The 22,610-nt window shown below is 50.4% G+C and carries 22 protein-coding genes; 17 read left to right on the top strand and 5 right to left on the bottom strand.

The features are described 5' to 3' along the window. Window positions 1-10: 10 nt before the first annotated feature. The 3 genes from phoR to proY all read left to right on the top strand — a co-directional run bounded on the left by phoR (window position 11) and on the right by proY (window position 4,483). On the top strand, window positions 11-1,318 hold the full coding sequence (gene phoR, locus OH773_RS17085) for a phosphate regulon sensor histidine kinase PhoR (RefSeq protein ID WP_270140313.1): 1,308 nt from the start codon (window positions 11-13) through the stop codon (window positions 1,316-1,318). A 403-nt stretch (window positions 1,319-1,721) separates the two neighbouring features. Then, window positions 1,722-3,044, top strand: a complete 1,323-nt coding sequence (brnQ, locus tag OH773_RS17080) for a branched-chain amino acid transporter carrier protein BrnQ (protein WP_270140311.1) — start codon at window positions 1,722-1,724, stop codon at window positions 3,042-3,044. Between the two features lie 71 nt (window positions 3,045-3,115). Next, window positions 3,116-4,483 carry a proline-specific permease ProY gene (gene proY / locus OH773_RS17075; RefSeq protein ID WP_183271359.1) on the top strand — a complete coding sequence of 456 codons (1,368 nt, stop codon included), beginning with the start codon at window positions 3,116-3,118 and terminating at the stop codon, window positions 4,481-4,483. Window positions 4,484-4,555: 72 nt separating this feature from the next. Here the strand turns inward: proY and OH773_RS17070 are convergent, their stop codons facing one another. Next, window positions 4,556-4,849 carry a YicS family protein gene (locus tag OH773_RS17070; protein ID WP_270140309.1) on the bottom strand — a complete coding sequence of 98 codons (294 nt, stop codon included), beginning with the start codon at window positions 4,847-4,849 and terminating at the stop codon, window positions 4,556-4,558. A 184-nt stretch (window positions 4,850-5,033) separates the two neighbouring features. Here OH773_RS17070 and malZ point away from each other — a divergent pair, with 184 nt between their 5' ends. From malZ to OH773_RS17050, 4 genes are all read left to right on the top strand, one after another. Continuing rightward, complete coding sequence (gene malZ, locus OH773_RS17065; RefSeq protein WP_270140307.1) at window positions 5,034-6,851, top strand: maltodextrin glucosidase; 1,818 nt, start codon at window positions 5,034-5,036, stop codon at window positions 6,849-6,851. A gap of 141 nt (window positions 6,852-6,992) precedes the next feature. Continuing rightward, window positions 6,993-7,634 (top strand): hydrolase, encoded by a 642-nt coding sequence (locus OH773_RS17060; RefSeq protein WP_183271356.1) that lies wholly within the window; start codon window positions 6,993-6,995, stop codon window positions 7,632-7,634. 55 nt (window positions 7,635-7,689) lie between these two features. Next, window positions 7,690-8,232, top strand: a complete 543-nt coding sequence (locus OH773_RS17055; RefSeq protein WP_270140304.1) for an antibiotic biosynthesis monooxygenase — start codon at window positions 7,690-7,692, stop codon at window positions 8,230-8,232. Window positions 8,233-8,255: 23 nt separating this feature from the next. Continuing rightward, window positions 8,256-10,124, top strand: coding sequence for an amidohydrolase (locus OH773_RS17050; protein ID WP_270140302.1), 1,869 nt, complete (start codon window positions 8,256-8,258; stop codon window positions 10,122-10,124). Between the two features lie 59 nt (window positions 10,125-10,183). Here OH773_RS17050 and OH773_RS17045 read toward each other — a convergent pair whose 3' ends face one another. Both OH773_RS17045 and acpH read right to left on the bottom strand, forming a co-directional pair. Next, complete coding sequence (locus OH773_RS17045) at window positions 10,184-10,786, bottom strand: peroxiredoxin C (protein ID WP_064549195.1); 603 nt, start codon at window positions 10,784-10,786, stop codon at window positions 10,184-10,186. Between the two features lie 201 nt (window positions 10,787-10,987). After that, window positions 10,988-11,569, bottom strand: coding sequence for an ACP phosphodiesterase (acpH, locus tag OH773_RS17040; RefSeq protein ID WP_270140298.1), 582 nt, complete (start codon window positions 11,567-11,569; stop codon window positions 10,988-10,990). A gap of 103 nt (window positions 11,570-11,672) precedes the next feature. Here acpH and queA point away from each other — a divergent pair, with 103 nt between their 5' ends. The 7 genes from queA (at window position 11,673) to OH773_RS17005 (ending at window position 18,457) form a co-directional block, all read left to right on the top strand. Beyond that, on the top strand, window positions 11,673-12,743 hold the full coding sequence (gene queA, locus OH773_RS17035; RefSeq protein ID WP_183271352.1) for a tRNA preQ1(34) S-adenosylmethionine ribosyltransferase-isomerase QueA: 1,071 nt from the start codon (window positions 11,673-11,675) through the stop codon (window positions 12,741-12,743). Between the two features lie 80 nt (window positions 12,744-12,823). Further along, window positions 12,824-13,951 carry a tRNA guanosine(34) transglycosylase Tgt gene (gene tgt, locus OH773_RS17030; RefSeq protein WP_064549189.1) on the top strand — a complete coding sequence of 376 codons (1,128 nt, stop codon included), beginning with the start codon at window positions 12,824-12,826 and terminating at the stop codon, window positions 13,949-13,951. Between the two features lie 21 nt (window positions 13,952-13,972). Further along, window positions 13,973-14,305 (top strand): preprotein translocase subunit YajC, encoded by a 333-nt coding sequence (yajC, locus tag OH773_RS17025; RefSeq protein WP_034457929.1) that lies wholly within the window; start codon window positions 13,973-13,975, stop codon window positions 14,303-14,305. A gap of 27 nt (window positions 14,306-14,332) precedes the next feature. Then, entirely contained in the window at window positions 14,333-16,180 is a 1,848-nt protein-coding gene (gene secD / locus OH773_RS17020; protein WP_183271351.1) for a protein translocase subunit SecD, read from the top strand. Between the two features lie 10 nt (window positions 16,181-16,190). Further along, window positions 16,191-17,162, top strand: a complete 972-nt coding sequence (gene secF, locus OH773_RS17015) for a protein translocase subunit SecF (protein ID WP_270140292.1) — start codon at window positions 16,191-16,193, stop codon at window positions 17,160-17,162. Between the two features lie 141 nt (window positions 17,163-17,303). Then, window positions 17,304-17,669: a VOC family protein gene (locus OH773_RS17010; protein WP_270140290.1), complete on the top strand. Its 366-nt coding sequence runs from the start codon at window positions 17,304-17,306 to the stop codon at window positions 17,667-17,669. 71 nt (window positions 17,670-17,740) lie between these two features. Then, on the top strand, window positions 17,741-18,457 hold the full coding sequence (locus OH773_RS17005) for a helix-turn-helix transcriptional regulator (protein ID WP_270140288.1): 717 nt from the start codon (window positions 17,741-17,743) through the stop codon (window positions 18,455-18,457). 36 nt (window positions 18,458-18,493) lie between these two features. Here OH773_RS17005 and OH773_RS17000 read toward each other — a convergent pair whose 3' ends face one another. Together OH773_RS17000 and OH773_RS16995 are read right to left on the bottom strand one after the other, a co-directional pair. Beyond that, a complete protein-coding gene (locus OH773_RS17000) occupies window positions 18,494-19,387 on the bottom strand; it encodes a nucleoside-specific channel-forming protein Tsx (RefSeq protein WP_270140285.1) in 894 nt (297 codons plus the stop codon). Between the two features lie 382 nt (window positions 19,388-19,769). After that, on the bottom strand, window positions 19,770-20,330 hold the full coding sequence (locus OH773_RS16995) for a DUF3251 domain-containing protein (RefSeq protein WP_270140283.1): 561 nt from the start codon (window positions 20,328-20,330) through the stop codon (window positions 19,770-19,772). Window positions 20,331-20,480: 150 nt separating this feature from the next. On the opposite strand from OH773_RS16995, the gene nrdR reads away from it, so the two are divergent. From nrdR to ribH, 3 genes are all read left to right on the top strand, one after another. After that, window positions 20,481-20,930, top strand: a complete 450-nt coding sequence (gene nrdR / locus OH773_RS16990) for a transcriptional regulator NrdR (RefSeq protein ID WP_064549177.1) — start codon at window positions 20,481-20,483, stop codon at window positions 20,928-20,930. Between the two features lie 5 nt (window positions 20,931-20,935). After that, window positions 20,936-22,051 carry a bifunctional diaminohydroxyphosphoribosylaminopyrimidine deaminase/5-amino-6-(5-phosphoribosylamino)uracil reductase RibD gene (gene ribD, locus OH773_RS16985; protein WP_270140279.1) on the top strand — a complete coding sequence of 372 codons (1,116 nt, stop codon included), beginning with the start codon at window positions 20,936-20,938 and terminating at the stop codon, window positions 22,049-22,051. A gap of 79 nt (window positions 22,052-22,130) precedes the next feature. Next, window positions 22,131-22,601, top strand: coding sequence for a 6,7-dimethyl-8-ribityllumazine synthase (gene ribH, locus OH773_RS16980; protein WP_183271344.1), 471 nt, complete (start codon window positions 22,131-22,133; stop codon window positions 22,599-22,601). Window positions 22,602-22,610: the final 9 nt, after the last annotated feature.

Genomic DNA, 22,610 nt, shown 5'->3' with positions numbered 1-22,610 from the left:
AGAGTGACGCGTGCTGGAACGGTTGTCATGGAAAAGGCTGGTGATGGAGCTGGTGCTCTGTTGTATACCCGCCATCATTTTGGGCCTGATTTTTGGCTATTTACCTTGGTTTTTATTACTGGCAGTCACTGGACTGCTGGTTTGGCATTTCTGGAATTTGCTGCGTTTGTCGTGGTGGCTGTGGGTGGATCGCAGCATGACGCCTCCTCCCGGTCGCGGAAGTTGGGATCCGTTGTTATACGGCCTTCACCAAATGCAGTTACGCAATAAAAAGCGTCGCAAAGAGCTAGGCAATTTGATCAAACGCTTTCGTAGCGGTGCGGAATCATTGCCAGATGCCGTCGTACTGACGACGGAAGAAGGGACAATTTTTTGGTGTAACGGACTGGCTCAACAACTGCTGGGGCTACGCTGGCCGGATGATAATGGGCAGAACATCCTAAACCTGCTGCGTTATCCGGAATTTACCCGCTATTTGACGCAAAAAGATTTCTCCCGGCCATTGACGCTGGTGCTCAACAATGGTCGTCATCTTGAATTTCGTGTTATGCCTTACAGCGACGAACAGTGGCTGCTGGTCGCGCGCGATGTCACTCAGATGCACCAACTAGAAGGGGCGCGACGTAACTTCTTTGCCAACGTAAGCCATGAACTTCGTACACCGTTAACGGTGCTGCAAGGTTATCTGGAGATGATGCAGGATCAAGCGCTTGAAGGGCCGCTGCGTGAGAAAGCGCTTGGCACCATGCGCGAGCAAACTTCGCGCATGGAAGGGTTAGTGAAACAACTTTTGACGCTGTCAAAAATCGAAGCGGCTCCGGCCATGGTACTCAATGAAAAGATTGATGTGCCACTGATGTTGCGGGTGGTAGAGAGAGAAGCGCAAACTCTCAGCCAGCAAAGACAGACACTGCAATTCGATATTGATCCCTCGCTAAAAGTGTTCGGTAACGATGAACAGCTGCGTAGCGCGATTTCAAACCTGGTGTATAACGCGGTAAACCATACGCCGGAAGGGACGCACATTACAGTGGGCTGGAAGCGGGTGGCAGGCGGCGCGTGCTTTAGCGTGACGGACAGCGGGCCGGGTATTTCAGCGGAACATATTCCACGCCTCACCGAGCGCTTCTATCGCGTGGATAAGGCGCGTTCGCGGCAAACCGGCGGTAGTGGGTTGGGACTGGCAATAGTGAAACATGCTTTAAGCCATCACGATGCGCGTCTGAATATCGAAAGCCAGCCGGGCAAAGGTTCGACATTTTCCTTTGTGCTGCCTGAGCGGTTAATCGTTAGCGAAAAAGAAGTGCAGACAGAGTAGCTGAATGCTTCTGTGTCAAAAAAAACACAGGCCAGTATACTGGCCTGTGTTTTTTTTGTTCACTTGTAAATCAAAAACGCTTAATCGGTTATAATTTAACCACACAATAAACCATACTACTTTCTAACGGATAAACAAATATACTGACTTTAAGTCTAATTTAAGGAGATCAATCTGGTTTTAGGATCCCTTCTTGCCTTCATACGCTATAAGCGTTTTAATTGCGCCCCTGTGATTAGTAGACCGACTGGATTTGAGTGGTAATTCAAACAACTATTCTTCGCCACCGATCCCGGAAAGGATTTTTCGCTGTCGTCTCCACCGATCACCGCTTTTATGCCGAGTTAGTGGCATAAAAATTTGAATACTTTCAACACCACACATCCACAGGCTGCAAATATTTATGACCCATCATTTGAAATCTCGAGACATCCTCGCGCTGGGCTTTATGACCTTTGCGTTGTTTGTCGGTGCAGGCAATATCATTTTTCCACCCATGGTGGGGTTACAGGCGGGTGAACACGTCTGGATAGCGTCACTAGGCTTCCTGGTGACCGCAGTCGGTCTCCCGGTTCTGACTATCGTCGCCATTGCTCGTGTAGGCGGTGGCATTGATAGCCTGAGCTCACCGATTGGCCGTCGTGCCGGTGTGCTGTTGGCGACGATTTGCTACCTGGCTGTTGGCCCGCTGTTTGCGACACCGCGTACGGCTACCGTTTCCTTCGAAGTGGGGATTGCGCCACTGGTCGGCACGGGTGAACTGCCACTGTTTATCTACAGCGTGGTTTACTTCGCTATTGTTATCGCCATTTCACTTTATCCAGGCAAACTGCTGGATACCGTAGGCCATGTGTTGGCTCCGGTGAAAATTGTCGCGCTGTTGGCGTTGGCTGCGGGTGCTATGTTGTGGCCTGCGGGTGGGATCAGCACGGCGACTGAGGCGTATCAGAATGCCGCGTTTTCTAACGGTTTTGTGAATGGCTATCTGACCATGGATACCCTTGCGTCACTGGTCTTCGGCATTGTCATTGTTAACGCTGCACGCTCGCGTGGTGTCACTGAATCCCGTCTGCTGACGCGTTATACCATTTGGGCTGGTCTGATTGCAGGTATTGGCTTAACGCTGATTTATCTGGCGCTGTTCCGCCTGGGTTCAGACAGTGCAACTCTTGTGGCTGACCAAAATGCCAACGGTGCTGCCATTCTGCATGCTTACGTGGCACACACCTTCGGTGGTGCAGGCAGTTTCTTCCTGGCCGCGTTGATTTTCCTCGCCTGCATGGTAACGGCAATTGGCCTGACTTGTGCGTGTGCTGAGTTCTTCAGCCAGTATTTGCCGCTGTCTTACCGTTCGCTGGTGTTTATCCTTGGCTTGTTCTCGATGGTGGTTTCTAACCTCGGGTTGAGCCATCTGATTCAGGTTTCGATTCCGGTGCTGACGGCGATTTACCCACCGTGTATTGCGCTGGTGGTGCTGAGCTTCACCCGTCCGTGGTGGCATAACTCGACGCGTGTGATTGCACCGGCGATGCTCATTAGTACATTGTTTGGCATCCTCGATGGGATCAAAGCATCAGCAATCAGTGACATTTTACCCGCGTGGACTTCACGCCTGCCATTGTCCGACCAGGGCCTGGCATGGTTGCTCCCAACGTTAATCATGGTGGTGATTGCCATCATATGGGACCGCGCAGCAGGGCGACAAGTGGCTCAAGCAGCCCACTAAAAATTATAATTTTGTACAACCACGGGGCTTCGCTCCGTGGTTTTTTTTATTGTTAAGCAGGTATGGAATCAATGGAAAACGCTAATAAACTCAAGCGCGGCTTGAGTACCCGGCACATACGCTTTATGGCGTTGGGTTCGGCGATTGGCACCGGGCTGTTTTATGGCTCGGCAGACGCAATCAAAATGGCAGGGCCCAGCGTCTTGTTGGCCTACATCATCGGTGGCGTTGCTGCTTACATCATTATGCGTGCGCTGGGGGAGATGTCGGTTCATAACCCTTCCGCCAGTTCATTCTCACGCTATGCGCAAGATAACCTTGGCCCGCTGGCAGGATACATCACAGGTTGGACCTACTGTTTTGAAATCCTGATTGTCGCGATTGCCGATGTCACCGCCTTTGGCATCTATATGGGACTGTGGTTCCCGGCCGTGCCGCATTGGGTCTGGGTATTGAGCGTGGTTCTGATTATCTGCGCCATAAACCTGATGAGCGTAAAAGTGTTTGGTGAGCTGGAGTTTTGGTTCTCCTTCTTCAAAGTCGCTACCATCATCATCATGATTGCAGCCGGTATCGGCATCATCGTTTGGGGCATTGGAAACGGTGGTCAGCCGACGGGCATCCATAACTTGTGGAGCAATGGCGGCTTCTTCAGCAATGGCTGGATAGGCATGATTATGTCGTTGCAGATGGTCATGTTTGCCTATGGCGGCATTGAAATCATTGGTATTACTGCGGGTGAAGCGAAAGACCCACAGAAGTCGATCCCACGCGCTATCAACTCTGTTCCGTTGCGTATCCTGGTGTTCTATGTCGGTACGCTGTTTGTCATCATGTCTATTTACCCGTGGAACCAGGTGGGGACGGAAGGTAGCCCGTTCGTGCTGACTTTCCAGCATATGGGGATTACGGCTGCGGCAGGTATTCTTAACTTTGTGGTGATCACCGCTTCGCTTTCCGCAATTAACAGTGACGTATTCGGTGTAGGCCGAATGTTGCACGGCATGGCAGAGCAGGGCAGCGCCCCGAAAGTGTTCGCCAAAACTTCACGCAATGGCATTCCCTGGGTCACCGTGCTGGTCATGTGCTGCGCACTGTTACTGGCGGTTGTGCTCAACTACCTGATTCCAGAAAACGTCTTCCTGGTGATTGCTTCGCTGGCTACGTTTGCCACTGTGTGGGTTTGGATAATGATCCTGCTGTCGCAGATTGCGTTCCGCCGCAAGCTTTCTCCTGATGAAACTAAGGCGCTGAAATTCCCGGTGCCGGGCGGCGTGGCAACCACAATTGTGGGCCTGGTATTCCTGGTATTTATCATTGGGCTAATCGGCTGGCATCCAGACACCCGCATCTCGCTTTATGTTGGCTGCGTGTGGATAGTATTGCTGCTGGTAGGCTGGATGTTTAAACGTCGTCAAATACTCGCCACAAACTCGTAGATAACGTCTTTAACGTTGTCGATTAAAGGTAGTAGTAGGGTGGATTAGCGTCAGCGAGATCCACCCTACTGTTTACATCTCCGGGCACTCTACTTTACTAATTGCATCCCAGTAGTTTTTCTCATTATTACGTTCAAGCGCAATCCTCGCATCGCGGATGTAACGTTTGTTCTCCTCATTGGAGAGGATTTTATTTGCCCAGTCATCATCACTCATTTTCTTTTGCGGATGGCAGGTCTTTTTTAAGTCTGCGGTAATCTGTTGTTTATACTTTCCAAATTGTAGAGATTCATAAGCTGAACTGGCCAAAGCGTTAGTGGAGCATAGTACGAGCAAAAGCAGGGAAAGGGTTCGGGCGAGAGTCATGACGATCTCCTTTTATCAGGGCGCATCGGCGGGAGTGTTTTCACTATAGGTTTCGCTAACTTATTAAGCAACTGGCGCTGTTTCTCCACCCCCGCTTTCCTCCCCCAATTAAAATAGTAATGATGAGTGATACACGCTTGCGCTGTGGCAAGGTGGCGTCAATTTATTATCTGGGGATGCGATTATGTTGAATGCCTGGCACCTTCCGGTGCCCCCTTTTATTCAGACACGTAAAGACAAGCTGTACATCACTTTATGGGTTTCTGGCGATGATTTACCGCATCGTGTGGTTCTGCGTTATGAAAAAGATAACGAGGAAACCTCGGTGCAGATGACTCGGCAGAAGGCAGCACTTTGTGATGGCATCGTCGCCTGGCGCGGAGTGATTGATTTATCTGAAGGGCAGCCGCGTCGCCGCTATAGTTTTAAATTGCTATGGCTGGATAAACAGCGTTGGTTAACGCCGCAAGGATTGAGTTCGATTCCTCCTGCACGCCTTGAGCAGTTTGCGGTCGATCTGCCTGATGACGGTCCACAATGGGTGCAGGATCAGATCTTCTATCAGATTTTCCCCGATCGTTTTGCCCGCAGCGAACAACGCACGCCAGAACAGGATCAGATCTATTATCACCACGCTGCAAAACGCGACATCATACTGCGTGACTGGAATGAGCCTCTCATCGCAGATGCGGGAGGATCAACCTTCTATGGCGGCGATCTTGACGGTATCAGCGAAAATCTCCCGTATCTGAAGATGTTGGGCGTGACCGCGCTGTACCTCAATCCTATTTTTACCGCTCCGAGTGTTCATAAATACGATACCCAGGATTATCGCCGCGTAGACGTGCAGTTTGGTGGCGATCACGCCTTTTTGCGTTTGCGCAAAAATACCCAGCGGCTGGGTATGCGCCTGATGCTTGATGGTGTGTTCAACCACAGCGGTGATACTCACCAATGGTTTGACCGTCAACAAACTCACGGCAGCGGTGCAAGCCACAATCCGCAATCCCCGTGGCGCGATTTTTACAGCTATAACCAGGACGGGCATGCCCTCGATTGGCTCGGTTACTCCAGCCTACCAAAACTGGATTACCATTCTTCTGCGTTGGTGGACGAGATTTACCAGGGTGAAGAAAGTGTGGTGCGTTACTGGCTACGTGAGCCTTGGGGGATAGACGGCTGGCGGCTGGATGTCGTGCATATGCTGGGTGAAGCGGGCGGAGCGAAAAACAATCTACGGCATGTCTCCGGCATCACCAGAGCGGCGAAAGAAACCAAGCCTGATGCGTATATATTGGGGGAACATTTTGGCGATGCCCGCCAATGGCTGCAGACGGATGCAGAAGATGCGGCGATGAACTATCGGGGGTTCACCTTCCCGCTGTGGGGATTCCTTGCCAACACGGATATTTCCTACGATCCACAGCATATCGATGCACAAACCTGTATGACGTGGATGGATGAATATCGTGCGGGGCTTTCTCATCAGCAACAACTGCGCATGTTTAACCAGCTCGACAGCCATGACACCGCGCGGTTCAAGTCAATTCTTGGTAAAGATGTGGACCGCTTACCTTTGGCTGTCGTGTGGCTGTATTGCTGGCCTGGTGTGCCGTGCGTTTACTACGGTGATGAAGTGGGACTGGATGGCAATAACGATCCATTCTGCCGCAAACCTTTCCCATGGGATCCGGATCAACAAGATCACCAGTTGTTGGCGCTGTATCAACGCCTTGGCAAGTTACGCCACAAAAGCCGAGCCTTGCGCCACGGTGGTTGTCAGGTGATTTACGCCAATGGAGATGTGGTGGTGTTTGCTCGCGTTTATCAAAATGAACGCGTGCTGGTGGCGATTAACCGGGGTGAGCAACGCGATGTGACGCTGCCGTGGAATCCGTTGTTAAGCGGCAGAACCTGGACACGACTCGAAGGTGAAGCCCATCTGGATAATCACCAGCTGTCACTACCTGGTGTTTCGGTTTCCCTCTGGTATAACCTCTGACTCTGTAACCGGTTTCCCTTTTCGCCAGGCGAGGGGGGAAACTGGTGCTATTCTTATCTCTCCCCCCATTCACAAATACCTATCAGGCTAGATATTTCCAGCGCTCATGCCCTTTGGGCCAACTGAATCTGAGGAAACACTATGTCTATACGTGAACTGATCGACCCGACTAATTCCACGCTGATTTTCATCGACCACCAACCGCAGATGTCTTTCGGGGTCGCTAATATTGACCGGCAAACGTTGAAAAACAACACGGTAGCGTTAGCTAAAGCGGGCAAAATTTTTAACGTCCCCACCATTTTTACCTCGGTAGAAACTAAAAGCTTCAGTGGTTATATCTGGCCTGAACTGCTGGCGGTTCATCCTGAAATTACCCCCATCGAGCGCACTTCAATGAACTCCTGGGAAGATGCGGCATTTGTCGCGGCGGTGAAAGCCACAGGTCGCAAGAAACTGGTTATTTCAGCATTGTGGACCGAAGTATGCCTGACATTTCCTGCGCTAATGGCGCTGGAGGAAGGGTTCGAAGTGTATGTGGTGACGGATACCTCGGGCGGCACTTCTGTTGATGCGCATGAACGCTCAATTGACCGCATGGTACAGGCGGGGGCGGTTCCCGTGACCTGGCAACAAGTGCTGCTTGAATACCAACGCGATTGGGCGCGTAAAGATACCTACGACGCAGTGATGGATCTGGTGCGAGAGCATAGCGGCGCGTATGGCATGGGCGTGGATTACGCGTACACCATGGTTCATGGTGCCCCAGAGCGCAAAGCCTGATGAATTGCCGCAGGATCTTTCCTGCCTTCTATTTTCTTTCAATCAGGACTCGCTCATGGCTGACAACAACACTGTCACGCTGGTGATTACCCACGCCCTTAAATCAGGCCAGGCTGCGCGTTATGAGCAATGGTTGGCGAAAATTATGCCTGCTGCGGCGCGTTATCCGGGGCATCTTGGGGTACATGTCATTCGCCCAACCGCCGGAAGCGATGTGTACAACATAGTTATTCGTTTCAACACGCTGGAAAATCTTACGGCCTGGACGAAATCGGCTGAGCGAGAGGCACTGGTTGATGAGATAAAACCCGCCCTTCGCCTTGATGATCATCTGGAAGTTCGTACTGAAAACGCTTTTTGGTTCACCCCTGAAACCCCAACGCTCAAACGGCCTGCACAATGGAAGCAATTCCTGATAACGCTGGCGGTGATTTTCCCGAGTACCAACGTCGTTCCACGTATCACCGGCCTGCTTTTTCCTTCGCTGCACGGCTCGCTTTTATTACATCTCATCAATGATGCGCTGGTCGTAGCACTCGTGGTCTGGCTATGGATGCCAATAATGACGCGCATCTTTGCAGGCTGGCTGAAAAAGTAACGTTTCACTGAGGAGAATGGGTTATGTCGCAATCTGCTTCACTAATTCTCACCAACGGTCAGTTTCATACTCTCGACCGCGAAATACCTCTCGCTGAGGCGGTGGCTATCAAAGACGGCAAGATTATTGCCGTGGGCCAGGAACCGTGGGTGATGACCTTTGCGAGCGATGAAACGCAACGGATCGATCTCAAGGGCCATACGGTCATTCCGGGCCTTAACGACTCCCATTTGCACCTGATTCGCGGTGGGTTGAATTACAACCTGGAATTGCGTTGGGAAGGCGTGCCATCGCTTGCGGATGCACTACGTATGCTAAAAGAGCAGGCAATACGCACACCGTCACCGCAATGGGTGCGCGTTGTGGGAGGTTGGACAGAGTTCCAGTTTGCCGAACGGCGCATGCCAACGCTTGAAGAACTCAATGACGCTGCACCGGAAACCCCCGTTTTTGTACTGCATCTTTATGACCGGGCGTTGTTAAACCAGGCCGCACTCAAAGCGGTGGGCTATACCAAAGAGACACCCAACCCACCGGGCGGCGAAATAGTTCGTGACCGGAACGGTAATCCTACTGGCATGCTTATCGCGAAGCCGAATGCGATGATCCTGTATTCGACACTGGCGAAAGGGCCGAAATTACCGCTGGAAATGCAGGTCAACTCGACGCGCCAGTTTATGCGCGAGCTTAATCGTTTGGGTATCACCAGCGCCATTGATGCTGGCGGTGGATTCCAGAATTACCCGGAGGATTATCAGATAATCGACCAGCTACATAGCCAGAAACAGATGACGGTGCGTATCGCCTATAACTTATTTACCCAACGCCCACAGCATGAGTTGGAAGACTTTGAAAAGTGGACCGATATGCTGAAACCGGGGCAAGGGACGGATTTCTACAGAGCGAATGGTGCGGGTGAAATGCTGGTGTTCTCCGCCGCAGATTTTGAAGATTTTTTGCAACCACGACCAGATTTGCCGGATGGCATGGAACAAGAACTGGAGCGCGTAGTGCACCATTTGGTGGAGCATCGCTGGCCTTTTCGTCTGCATGCCACTTATAACGAATCGATCAGCCGGATGCTGGATGTATTCGAAAAAGTGGATCGTGAAATTCCGTTTAATGGTTTGCACTGGTTTTTTGACCATGCAGAAACTATCAGTGAAAAAAACATTGAGCGTGTTAAAGCGTTGGGGGGCGGGATTGCGGTACAGCATCGCATGGCTTTCCAGGGGGAATATTACGCGGCTCGTTATGGAACTGAAGCCGTTAAACAGACACCACCGATTGCGAAAATGCTAGCCGCAGAATTACCTGTTGGGTTGGGGACGGATGCGACGCGTGTCGCAAGCTACAATCCGTGGACGGCGCTTTACTGGTTGGTGTCCGGACGTACCGTAGGCGGTATGCAAATGTATGACGACAATAATCGGCTTTCGCGTGATGTTGCGCTTGAGCTGTGGACTGCGGGTAGCGCGTGGTTTTCCAGTGAACGGGGTAAAAAGGGACGCATTAAAAACGGGCAATTGGCTGATTTGGTCGTGCTTTCAAAAGACTTCTTCAACGTGGTGGAAGAGGAAATAAAAGGGATTGAGTCGGTGCTGACGATGGTTGATGGCAAAGTGGTTTACGCAGCAGGCACGTTTTCGTCACTGGCACCTCCGCCGATTCCTATACTTCCTGAATGGTCACCCGTTGTGAACGTACCAGGACATTATCGATCTGACCCGCCAGTCGCCGCAAAAGTGGGCATGCTTGCACAGGTTCATCAGTGTTGCGGGAGTTGTCCCGTGCATGGACATCAGCATGACGTGGCGCGCACTTCGGCCATTCCAGTTTCTGATGAAGGGGCATTTTGGGGTGTGATGGGCTGTTCTTGCTTTGCGTTTTAGCCTGATGACAAAAACAGAAAAGGCCGCTTGCGCGGCCTTTTTTCAAAAACGTTTAGCAATTACAGGCTAGAAACGTTTTCGCTCAGGTACTTAGCAACGCCGTCTGGAGACGCGTTCATGCCTTCTTTCCCTTTTTCCCACTGAGCTGGGCACACTTCGCCGTGCTCTTCGTGGAATTGCAGCGCATCAACCATACGCAGCATTTCATCAACGTTACGGCCCAGCGGCAGGTCGTTAACAACCTGGTGACGCACGATACCGGCTTTGTCGATCAGGAAAGAACCGCGCAGAGCAACGCCTGCGTCTGGATGTTCGATGCCATAAGCTTTCTGAATTTCACGCTTAATGTCAGCAACCATCGCGTATTTCACTTCACCGATGCCGCCTTTATCTACAGGGGTTTTACGCCATGCGTTGTGAACGAACTCGGAGTCAAAAGATACACCAACGACTTCTACGCCACGTTTCTGGAATTCTTCGTAACGCTTGTCGAACGCAATCAGTTCAGACGGGCAGACGAAAGTGAAGTCCATTGGCCAGAAGAACACAACGGTGGTTTTACCATTGGTGTGTGCTTTGAAGTTGAAGTTTTCAACGATTTCGCCACTGCCGAGTACGGCTGCAGCAGTAAAGTCAGGGGCTGGACGAGTAACCAGGACCATATGTACTCCTGTTAATTTTGTTAAAGTGAGTGTTAACGCAACGGGGGGGAGTATAGGGGCTGCAATCCCACTAACTCAAGCATACTGTGCCGATTAATCAGATAGGAATCACCTATCAAAAAATCGATATTTGTACTGCGGAGATCCAAAATAGCCCTTTTTTACAAAAGGGCAAGAAGTTAATAACCAGTGTGGGATCGGTTACAAACTTTTTTGTTCTGCCAACACCATCATGCGTGGGTAGAACTGCCAGAACAACTCTTCAAGCGCGTCGTAATGGGTATCAAGATCTTGCCAGGAAGCTCGCAAAGCATCGAGTTTTGGTCTACGGCTCGCCATACCATTGAGAACATTAGCAATAAACGCCATGTCGCTATAACGTTCAAGCCAGCGCTCATTCCACAGGTATTGATTAAGATTGATGAAGCGTTCTGGGGTATCCATTAAGAAGGGTTCGATATTGGCTCGTGCGTGCGCAACAAACTCAGGCAGTGGCATGTTTGGGCTGAGTGTGTGCCAGTGACGTGAGACAAAATGGTCCCACATGACATCCAGCGTTATAGGGGCGACACGGCGTGTTTCCGGGCGAAACCATTGCCGTGCAAGCGCAACCTCAGGCAAGCTATCGGTCAGGACATCCACGCGACGGTGCATATGGATACCCGCCACGACGTCGCCTGGATAACTTGCATTCGGGTTGCCACGGACAAAATCGGCGAGCAAATTTCCCAGAAGTGAGCTATCAGCAAGGCTTGCGAGATGTAAATGGGCGAGAAAATTCATAGTAACCTTATTCGTAAATGGCCGGAAAACGGCTTATTCCTTGCAGGGAGTGTCCCCCGGCACTAGACTGTAGCGCCACTTTTTAAGTCTTGAGTTCTTTACCATGCGTGTTGCTGATTTTTCCTTTGAATTACCTGAATCCTTGATTGCCCACTATCCACAAGCACAGCGCAGTGGGTGCCGTTTGCTGTCACTGGAAGGGCCGACGGGTAATTTAACGCATGGCACTTTCACCGATCTGCTCGATAAGCTCAACCCTGGAGATTTGCTGGTCTTTAACAATACCCGCGTCATTCCTGCGCGCCTTTTTGGCCGTAAAGCCAGCGGCGGTAAGATTGAAGTCCTGGTTGAGCGTATGCTCGATGACAAACGCATTCTCGCGCATATTCGCGCCTCTAAAGCACCGAAACCAGGTGCAGAATTGCTGTTGGGCGATGATGAAAGCGTACATGCCACCATGGTTGCGCGCCACGATGCGTTGTTTGAAGTGCAGTTTGAAGACGAGCGCAGCGTACTCGATATTCTCAACAGCATCGGCCATATGCCGCTGCCGCCGTATATTGATCGTCCGGACGAAGAGTCAGACCGCGAGCTGTATCAAACCGTTTATAGCCAGAAGCCCGGCGCTGTTGCGGCCCCAACTGCGGGTCTGCACTTTGACGAACCGTTGCTTGAAGCGCTGCGCAAGAAAGGGATTGAACAGGCGTTTGTTACGCTGCACGTGGGGGCGGGGACATTCCAGCCAGTGCGCGTAGACAGCATTGAAGACCACATCATGCACTCAGAGTATGCGGAAGTTCCGCAGGACGTGGTTGACGCGGTGCTAGCCTGCAAAGCGCGTGGAAATCGCGTTATCGCTGTAGGTACCACATCCGTTCGTTCGCTGGAAAGTGCGGCTCAGGCTGCACAAAATGACCTGATTGAACCGTTCTTTGGTGATACGCAAATCTTTATCTACCCAGGTTATCAATACAAAGTGATTGATGCGCTGGTGACCAACTTCCACCTGCCGGAATCGACTCTGATCATGCTGGTTTCTGCGTTCGCTGGTTATAAAAACACCATGAATGCTTATAAAGAAGCTGTTAACTCCGAATATCGATTTTTTAGTTACGGGGATGCCATGTACATCACGTACAATCCGCAGGCAATAAATGAGCGCCCAGGCGCCTAAACACTCAATTCGATGTCGCCGGTCTTTCCGACGACGTTTTGTCTTAATCATCAGACTGTTTCTCTGATGCTGGAGGAAATGTGAAATTTGAATTAGATACGACTGACGGACGCGCTCGCCGTGGCCGCCTGGTGTTTGACCGTGGCGTAGTAGAAACGCCTGCTTTCATGCCTGTTGGTACTTACGGCACCGTAAAAGGGATGACGCCGGAAGAAGTTGAAGCCACTGGCGCGCAGATTATTCTGGGCAATACCTTCCACCTGTGGCTGCGTCCTGGCCAGGAAATTATGAAGTTGCACGGTGACTTACATGATTTCATGCAGTGGAAAGGTCCAATTCTGACTGACTCCGGCGGATTCCAGGTATTCAGCCTGGGCGACATTCGTAAAATCACCGAAGCGGGCGTGCATTTCCGTAACCCAATTAACGGCGACGCGATTTTCCTCGATCCAGAAAAATCCATGGAAATTCAATATGATCTCGGTTCTGACATCGTGATGATCTTCGATGAATGCACGCCATATCCTGCTGACTGGGATTACGCGAAGCGTTCAATGGAAATGTCCCTGCGTTGGGCACAACGTAGCCGCGATCGCTTTGATTCCCTTGAGAATAAAAATGCGCTGTTCGGTATTATTCAGGGAAGTGTTTACGAAGATTTACGAGATATCTCGGTAAAAGGTCTGGTAGAGATAGGTTTTGATGGCTACGCTGTCGGCGGCCTGGCTGTAGGCGAGCCGAAGGAAGACATGCACCGTATTCTGGAGCATGTGTGCCCGCAAATCCCTGCAGATAAGCCTCGTTACCTGATGGGCGTGGGGAAACCAGAAGACCTGGTTGAAGGTGTTCGTCGTGGTATAGATATGTTCGACTGCGTGATGCCTACCCGTAATGCACGTAATGGTCACCTCTTTGTCACCGATGGTGTAGTGAAAATCCGTAATGCTAAGCATAAAGATGACACTTCGCCGCTGGATTCTGAGTGTGATTGCTATACGTGTCGCAATTATTCACGTGCCTACTTGCATCATCTTGATCGTTGCAACGAAATACTCGGCGCACGACTCAACACTATTCATAACCTACGCTATTACCAGCGTTTAATGGCTGGTTTACGTAAGGCCATTGAAGAGGGTAAATTAGAGCACTTCGTGAGTGATTTTTACGAGCGAACCGGCAAACCAGTTCCACCTTTGAATGTTGATTAATTTAATAATGAGGGATTTTTAATGAGCTTTATCATTTCTGATGCGGTAGCTGCAACAGGTGCTCCGGCGCAAGGTAGCCCGTACTCTTTGATTCTTATGCTGGTGGTATTTGGTCTGATCTTCTATTTCATGATCCTGCGCCCACAGCAAAAACGTACCAAAGAGCATAAAAAGCTGATGGACTCCATCTCTAAAGGGGATGAAGTGCTGACGACGGGTGGTCTGGTTGGTCGCGTAGTGAAAGTAGCTGAAACTGGCTATATCTCAATCGCGTTAAACGATACCACTGAAGTGGTTATCAAGCGTGATTTCGTAGCTGCCGTTCTGCCGAAAGGCACTATGAAGGCGCTGTAATTTTCGTTTTTCCCTAAGGGAACTACCGTGCTAAACCGCTATCCTTTGTGGAAGTACATCATGCTGATCGTCGTGTTTATCGTCGGTCTGCTATACGCACTTCCCAACCTATATGGTGAGGATCCGGCAGTTCAGATCACTGGCGCGCGCGGCGTCGCCGCCAGTGAACAAACGCTGATCCAGGTCCAGAACACCTTAAACGCAGAAAAAATCACCGCAAAATCTGTGGCCCTGGAAGAGGGTGCGATTCTTGCACGCTTTGACACCACTGATACGCAGCTGCGCGCTCGTGAAGTCCTGATGAGCGTATTAGGCGACAAGTACGTCGTTGCACTTAACCTTGCACCGGCCACTCCTCGCTGGTTATCCGCTATCTCCGCAGAACCGATGAAACTCGGTCTTGATCTGCGTGGTGGCGTGCACTTCCTGATGGAAGTTGACATGGATACCGCTCTGAGCAAGTTGCAGGAACAAACCATAGATAACCTGCGCACTGACTTGCGTGAAAAGAGCATCGTTTACACCAACGTGCGTAAAGCCGATAACTATGGTGCTGACGTTATCTTCCGTGACAGTAAAACGCGTGATGACGCTCTATCTTATTTATCTCCACGCCATCGTGATCTGGTGATTTCCGCTCAGGGCAGCAACGCATTGCGTGCTGTAATGACGGACGCTCGTCTGAGCGAAGCGCGTGAATATGCTGTTCAGCAGAACATTAATATCCTGCGTAACCGTGTAAACCAACTGGGTGTAGCTGAACCTCTGGTACAACGTCAGGGTGCAGACCGTATCGTGGTTGAATTGCCAGGTATTCAGGATACTGCGCGTGCGAAAGAGATCCTCGGCGCGACAGCAACACTTGAGTTCCGTCTGGTTAACACTAACGTTGATCAGTCTGCGGCAACGTCTGGCCGTGTGCCAGGTGACTCCGAAGTGAAACAGACCCGTGAAGGTCAACCGGTTGTCCTGTACAAACGTGTGATTCTGACCGGTGACCATATCACTGACTCCACTTCCAGTACTGATGAATACAACCAGGCTCAGGTGAATATTTCACTGGATAATGCTGGCGGTAACATCATGTCTAACTTCACCAAGGATAACATCGGTAAACCGATGGCAACCCTGTTTGTGGAGTACAAAGACAGCGGTAAGAAAGATGCTACGGGTCGTGCAGTACTGATGAAACAAGAAGAAGTTATCAACGTGGCGAATATTCAGTCGCGTTTGGGTAACAGCTTCCGTATCACAGGAATTAGCAACCCGACTGAAGCACGTCAGCTTTCTCTGCTGCTTCGTGCAGGTGCATTGATCGCACCAATCCAGATTGTTGAAGAACGTACCATCGGTCCAACACTGGGTATGGAAAACATCAAGCAGGGTCTGGAAGCCTGTCTGGCCGGTCTGGCGGTTTCAATCATCTTTATGCTGTTCTTCTATAAGAAGTTTGGCCTGATTGCGACAACTGCATTGTTGGTAAACCTTGTCATGATCGTGGGGATTATGTCTCTGCTACCAGGGGCAACGTTGACCATGCCGGGGATTGCGGGGATCGTGTTAACCCTTGCCGTAGCCGTCGATGCTAACGTACTGATAAACGAGCGTATTAAGGAAGAGCTTAGTAACGGACGTTCGGTACAGCAGGCTATCCACGAAGGCTATCAGGGCGCGTTCAGCTCTATTTTCGATGCTAACATCACGACGCTTATCAAGGTCATCATCCTGTATGCCGTAGGCACCGGGGCAATCAAAGGCTTTGCGATCACGACCGGTATTGGTGTGGCGACGTCCATGTTTACCGCAATCGTCGGTACCCGTGCCATCGTAAACCTGTTGTACGGCGGCAAACGCATCAACAAGCTGTCTATCTGAGGAGTGCGTTGTGGCACAGGAATATACTGTTGAACAATTAAACTACGGCCGTAAAGTCCATGACTTTATGCGCTGGGATTTCTGGGCTTTCGGCATCTCCGGATTCCTGTTAATTCTTTCTATCGTCATTATTGGGGTAAAAGGTTTTAACTGGGGTCTGGATTTCACCGGCGGTACGGTCATCGAAATCTCGCTGGAAAAACCAGCCGATTTGGACATGCTGCGTGGCGCGCTGGAGAAAGCGGGATTCCAGGATCCGTTGGTTCAGAACTTTGGTAGCAGTCGCGACATCATGGTGCGCATGCCACCTGCTCACGGGGAAACCGGTGGTCAGGTGCTGGGCAGCAAAGTGGTGAACGTGATTAACGAAGCGACCAGCCAGAATGCGGGTGTAAAACGTATTGAGTTCGTGGGTCCAAGCGTCGGTGCGGATCTGGCTCAAAATGGTGCTTTAGCGTTGTTGGCTGCATTGGTCTCGATTCTGGTATACGTCGGTTTCCGCTTTGAATGGCGTCTGGCTGCTGGTGTGGTTATTGCGTTGATGCACGACGTGGTCATTACCCTCGGCGTGCTGTCGTTATTCCACATTGAGATTGACCTAACTATAGTCGCGTCGCTGATGTCGGTTATCGGTTACTCACTGAACGACAGTATCGTGGTTTCAGACCGTATTCGTGAGAACTTCCGTAAGATTCGTCGCGGTACACCTTATGAGATTTTCAACGTTTCTTTGACGCAGACTTTGCATCGTACGTTGATCACCTCTGGTACCACATTGGTTGTGATTCTGATGCTGTATCTCTTCGGTGGGGCAATGCTGAAAGGCTTCTCACTGACGATGCTTATCGGTGTTTCAATCGGTACGGTTTCTTCTATCTACGTTGCGTCTGCACTGGCGCTGAAACTGGGCATGAAGCGCGAGCACATGCTGCAGCAGAAAGTGGAAAAAGAAGGTGCGGATCAGCCGTCGATTCTGCCTTAATCATCAGGTTGTTTACTGATAATAAAAACCGCAGCCCTGGTGCTGCGGTTTTTTTTCGTCTGAGCAAAAGTCTCCTGACAGTATGCTGTCAGTAGGGGTTAGTTAGACTCAATGTTGAACATCACCATTGAGGAGTTAAACATGAGCACTATCATCAATTGGTTTGAAATCCCGGTCGCGGATCTGGAACGTGCAACGGCATTTTATGAAGCTGTTTTTGCTGCTGAATTTAAACGTGAATCAATGTCTGGAATGGAGATGGCGGTCTTTCCGTATGAGGATCCGCATCCTGGTGGCGCACTGCTTAAAGGTGATGCGTTTAAGCCTTCAGCGCAGGGAACCGTGGTTTATCTCCATGCTCCTGACTTAACGGCGATGCTTACACGCGTTGCTAAAGCGGGTGGGAAATGTGTCTTTGGCCCACAGGTTTTGCCAGATAATATTGGCACGATTGCACTTATTGTCGACACAGAAGGGAATCGAGTCGGGTTACATCAACCGGCCTGAGTACGGATATACTGAACAACAAACGCCTGCCGGCTAAGCTGGCAGGCATGACATCTTCACAGATGAAGCCTATGAGCCGAAGAGCGGACCGCCTTTTTCAAATAGTACAAATTCTGCGTGGGCGGCGGTTGTCGACGGCGGCGCTGCTTGCCGATCGTCTCGAAGTCTCAGAGCGTACTATTTACCGTGATATTCGTGATTTATCCCTTTCCGGCGTGCCCATCGAGGGGGAAGCGGGATGCGGGTACCGCCTGCTTGCGGGTTATGATTTACCCCCATTAATGTTTACTTCTACAGAAGTCGAAGCACTGGTCGCGGCGATACGTTTAGTACAAACGTGGAGTGGCGAAACACTTGCACAGGCAGCGGGCACTGCAGAGGAAAAACTGCTTGGGGTGCTGACGCCACAGCGACGAGTTGTCGCCGAACGTTGCCGCATTATTTCTCCCGATTTTAATAAATACCCGCAGGTTAAAACCTGGTTCGACGTTTTTCATCGTGCAATCGGGGAATTGCAGGTGCTTCATATCCGTTATGAAGATGAAAAGGGGAGTGCAACGAGCAGGAATGTTCATCCGCTTGGGCTGACATTTTGGGGGGAAGTATGGTTGTTGGTAGCCTGGTGTGAAACGCGTGAGGATTACCGCAGTTTTCGGCTAGATCGTTGTTTGTCAGTCGATCCTACAGGGCAATATTTTTCTGAACGGGCCGATCGTTCTTTGGCTCACTTCATCCAGTTGCAGCAAAGCGAAGGGTGTTTGCCAGAGACAAAAAAACCGATCGGCTAAGTGCGGATCGGTTTTTTTTAAAGCTTCAGACGGTTATCAGAAGTTGTAGCCAACGACTAAGTAACCACCCCAACCGGTAGAACGTACGTTGAAATCACCCTCACCGAAGTTCAGGCTGGCGTTATCTGCCCATTGACCACCGTTGTGCCAGTAACGTGCCACAACAGAGTAGTGCCAGTGATCATAGTTCAGAGCAAGGATATGGCTGGAAGCGATAGAGTTGCTGGTACGAGCATGCTTGCCGTTATTGTCGATGAAATTGTCATCGCCCAGATCTGAACCCCAATCGAAGTTGGTGAAACCGATGTAGCTCAGGTTACCGCCCCACAGGCTGGTAATTGGCACAAAGTATTTAATTTTGAAACGGTAGCCATCCCATTCGTTTTCGTTGGATGCGCCATAGTTCTGCCACTGGTATTTTGCATACACGTTCAGGGACAAGCTCATTGGCAGACCAGTTTCGATGTCGGTGCCCAGACCCATGTACCAGGTGCTTTGTTTGCTGGCTTCGTTGCCATGCGCACCCATGTCATAAATGTAGTTGTTGGCGATGTACCACTCTTTGAATGGGCCAAATGCCAGGCTGGTGCCGGTCAGCTTATCAATAGAGAAACGTGGTTCGATCTCCATGAACATACGTGAACCGTCGTCCCAGACACCCTTGTCATTGCCGTTACCCCAGCCAAAGGTTTTTGGAATATCGATATAGCCATAAAAGTCTAACCAGTCTTTTTTGGCAAACGCTTCATATTCCATATAGACATCGTTAGTAATTTGCGGCCCAAAACGAGTGTGGTAGCTGCCCACAACGTTGACGCTTTGATGCCACCAATCAGAGACATATTCACTATTTTTTGTATCTTCGGCGTGAGCCGCGAAAGAGCTTGAAAGCGCCAGAGCGGTACTAGCCGCCAAAATAATTTTTTTCATAATATTTATGCCACTGTTTTTTATACATGATTCCCGTGAGGGCAGGAGGCGAGTGATCACCCTTGGTCATTAACCATTCAGCTGGTTTCTTATTGACGCGCCTATTATAGAAATCCTTGCTCACAAAAATATGTTTCATTTCACATTATCGCCACATGCGTAATCGATTGCGTTCACGTTTGCGCACATTCAAAACGGGCGAGATTTTACCTGGTTCGTGAATTTAAGCAAATGGATGACCTGGAGTTACAAATTTATGTGACTCAGTTCACTCACTTTTATGATGTCTGAAAGGGGGTTTATCGAATGTCACTTGGGGAGATGTAACATAAAAATGTAAATGTTACTGAGGGTTAACCCCCGCAGTGCAGGGGATTGCCTGTTATTGGGCGGGTAATGCCTGAGAAGGATCAATCGGCTGGATGTCGTGAATGCGCACAAAACCCAACTGTTCAGGTGACAAACCAGAAAGCACTAAGGGAATGCTGACATCGCTCGGTGCGAGAACACTTGCGGGTGCATTGAATTGCTGCGACTGAACATTCACTTCCTGATAGTTATCGGTGGTGCCCTGAATTTGCCCCCATTCCACTTTGCCCGTAAATGCGGGAAGCGGATCGTTCGATTCACCTTTAATCATCAGCATCGCCCGGGTGCCGCCGTCTTGCGCGGTAACGCCGCTCAGTGACATTTGCAAATTGCCTAATTGACTATTCAGTCGCGCTGGCGTTTTCGAGCCGGGTAACAAATACACGCCGGTTGTCGATTTGGCATTCAGTGCATTTTGTTGAGTCAGTTTCACCGTTTGGTCAGTAAGTTTTGTCATTTCATTATTTAAAGAACTCACCTCGTTCTTCATCTGGCGCACTTCAGTATGTTGGGCGCAGGCACTGAGACTGATCACACTGGTGACCAGGATAATTCTTAGGTAACTCTTTGTCATCACTAATATTTCCTTAAAGTTTCTTCCTGATTTAAGCGTAGTTGTTCAGTAACGAAAAGTCATATTTCCGGGGATGACGTGGCATGCCTTTGTACTCCAGCCACTTCGCGGTAAACTATTGTTCATTTGACTCATCCTTCAGGACGCGCCATGCATTGCCCATTCTGTTTCGCAGTAGACACCAAAGTGATTGATTCCCGGCTTGTCGGCGAAGGGTCTTCCGTGCGCCGTCGCCGTCAGTGCCTGGTCTGCAATGAACGCTTCACGACGTTTGAAGTGGCAGAGTTGGTGATGCCGCGTGTGGTAAAAAGTAATGATGTTCGCGAGCCGTTTAACGAAGACAAGCTGCGTAGCGGTATTCTAAAAGCGCTGGAGAAACGTCCGGTCAGCTCGGACGACGTGGAAATGGCCGTAAACCACATTAAATCCCAGTTGCGTGGAACCGGCGAACGCGAAGTGCCAAGCAAAATGATTGGTAATCTGGTGATGGAGCAGCTTAAGAAACTGGATAAAGTGGCGTACATCCGCTTTGCATCGGTTTATCGCAGCTTTGAAGATATCCGCGAATTTGGCGAAGAAATTGCCCGTTTACAGGATTAATGCTGATGTCGCTTGATGAAAAATTTATGGCTCGCGCGATGCAATTGGCGCGTCGTGGCCGTTTTACCACGACGCCTAACCCGAATGTGGGCTGTGTCATCGTCAAAGACGGTGAAATTGTTGGTGAGGGTTTTCATTTTCGCGCGGGTGAACCTCATGCAGAAGTACATGCTTTACGCATGGCCGGCGAAAAAGCACGCGGTGCCACGGCGTTTGTCACGTTAGAACCCTGTAGCCACCACGGGCGCACGCCGCCATGTTGTGAAGCGTTAATTGCCGCTGGCGTTTCGCGTGTTGTTACCGCGATGCAGGATCCGAATCCGCAAGTTGCGGGCCGTGGATTATATGCGCTGCAACAGGCTGGCATCGAAGTCAGCCACGGTTTGATGATGAACGATGCAGAGGCGATAAACCGCGGTTTTCTGAAACGTATGCGTACCGGTTTCCCGTTTATTCAACTTAAACTGGGGGCTTCGCTTGACGGGCGTACCGCCATGGCTAGTGGCGAAAGCCAGTGGATTACTTCGCCTGAGTCACGCCGTGATGTGCAGCGTCTGCGCGCGCAAAGTTCAGCAATTTTAAGCAGCAGTGCCACGGTTCTGGCAGACAATCCTTCTTTGACCGTGCGTTGGAGTGAATTAGACAGCGCGACTCAGTTAGCGTACGCCGAAGAACATTTACGCCAACCCACGCGCATTATTCTCGACCGCGAAAATCGCGTCACACCGCAGCACAATATTATTGCTCAATCAGGGGAAACCTGGCTTGCACGGTGTAAAGCAGATGAGCAAAATTGGCCAGATGGCGTTGAGCAGTTTATCGTGCCCGAACATAACGGCCATCTTGATCTGGTGGTAATGATGATGTTGTTGGGCAAACGTCAGATAAATTCTATTTGGGTAGAAGCGGGCCCGACACTTGGTGGTGCGCTGCTTCAGGCAGGTTTGGTTGATGAGCTGATTGTCTACGTTGCGCCTAAATTATTGGGCAACGATGCGCGTGGCCTTTGTAACCTGCCAGGGCTTGAAAAATTAGCCGATGCGCCCGAGTTTAGCTTTAGCGAAGTCCGTCATGTTGGCCCTGATTTGTGTCTCCATTTGACGCCGCGATACGCTCGTTAGTAAAACGTAAGCAGCCACGAAAAGATTATGATAAAATCCGCCCCCCTGCGGGGCTAAACAGAACCCGTAAAGGAAGATTATGAACATTATTGAAGCAGCCGTTGCTACTCCAGACGCTCGCGTCGCCATCACCATCGCGCGTTTTAACAACTTCATCAATGACAGCCTGCTTGACGGTGCGATTGACGCGCTGAAACGTATTGGCCAGGTTAAAGATGAAAATATCACCGTGGTCTGGGTTCCGGGTGCTTATGAGCTGCCACTGGCGGCCGACGCTTTGGCGAAAACCAAACGTTACGACGCAGTGATTGCGCTGGGCACCGTTATTCGTGGCGGCACCGCTCACTTTGAATATGTTGCTGGCGGTGCCAGCAATGGCCTGGCACACGTTGCTCAGGAAAGTGGTATTCCAGTCGCCTTTGGCGTGCTGACCACTGAAAGTATTGAACAAGCCATCGAACGCGCTGGCACAAAAGCCGGTAACAAAGGTGCAGAAGCTGCACTGACCGCGCTTGAAATGATTAATGTATTGAAAGCCATCAAGGCCTGATTTTTTGTA

It is taken from the genome of Buttiauxella sp. WJP83 (assembly GCF_027594725.1).
GTDB lineage: Bacteria > Pseudomonadota > Gammaproteobacteria > Enterobacterales > Enterobacteriaceae > Buttiauxella > Buttiauxella selenatireducens.
Note: the sequence above shows the minus strand (reverse complement) of the source record. Positions and strands in the feature narration are given on the sequence as shown.

Coding starts and splice junctions, on each gene's coding strand:
- OH773_RS17070 (WP_270140309.1), bottom strand. CDS start 4,849: ATGACTCTCGCCCGAACCCTTTCCCTGCTTTTGCTCGTACTATGCTCC.
- OH773_RS17010 (WP_270140290.1), top strand. CDS start 17,304: ATGAGCACTATCATCAATTGGTTTGAAATCCCGGTCGCGGATCTGGAA.
- OH773_RS17050 (WP_270140302.1), top strand. CDS start 8,256: ATGTCGCAATCTGCTTCACTAATTCTCACCAACGGTCAGTTTCATACT.
- ribH (WP_183271344.1), top strand. CDS start 22,131: ATGAACATTATTGAAGCAGCCGTTGCTACTCCAGACGCTCGCGTCGCC.
- OH773_RS17055 (WP_270140304.1), top strand. CDS start 7,690: ATGGCTGACAACAACACTGTCACGCTGGTGATTACCCACGCCCTTAAA.
- OH773_RS17060 (WP_183271356.1), top strand. CDS start 6,993: ATGTCTATACGTGAACTGATCGACCCGACTAATTCCACGCTGATTTTC.
- malZ (WP_270140307.1), top strand. CDS start 5,034: ATGTTGAATGCCTGGCACCTTCCGGTGCCCCCTTTTATTCAGACACGT.
- nrdR (WP_064549177.1), top strand. CDS start 20,481: ATGCATTGCCCATTCTGTTTCGCAGTAGACACCAAAGTGATTGATTCC.
- queA (WP_183271352.1), top strand. CDS start 11,673: ATGCGTGTTGCTGATTTTTCCTTTGAATTACCTGAATCCTTGATTGCC.
- acpH (WP_270140298.1), bottom strand. CDS start 11,569: ATGAATTTTCTCGCCCATTTACATCTCGCAAGCCTTGCTGATAGCTCA.
- OH773_RS17000 (WP_270140285.1), bottom strand. CDS start 19,387: ATGAAAAAAATTATTTTGGCGGCTAGTACCGCTCTGGCGCTTTCAAGC.
- ribD (WP_270140279.1), top strand. CDS start 20,936: ATGTCGCTTGATGAAAAATTTATGGCTCGCGCGATGCAATTGGCGCGT.
- OH773_RS17005 (WP_270140288.1), top strand. CDS start 17,741: ATGAGCCGAAGAGCGGACCGCCTTTTTCAAATAGTACAAATTCTGCGT.
- proY (WP_183271359.1), top strand. CDS start 3,116: ATGGAAAACGCTAATAAACTCAAGCGCGGCTTGAGTACCCGGCACATA.
- OH773_RS16995 (WP_270140283.1), bottom strand. CDS start 20,330: ATGACAAAGAGTTACCTAAGAATTATCCTGGTCACCAGTGTGATCAGT.
- OH773_RS17045 (WP_064549195.1), bottom strand. CDS start 10,786: ATGGTCCTGGTTACTCGTCCAGCCCCTGACTTTACTGCTGCAGCCGTA.
- yajC (WP_034457929.1), top strand. CDS start 13,973: ATGAGCTTTATCATTTCTGATGCGGTAGCTGCAACAGGTGCTCCGGCG.
- brnQ (WP_270140311.1), top strand. CDS start 1,722: ATGACCCATCATTTGAAATCTCGAGACATCCTCGCGCTGGGCTTTATG.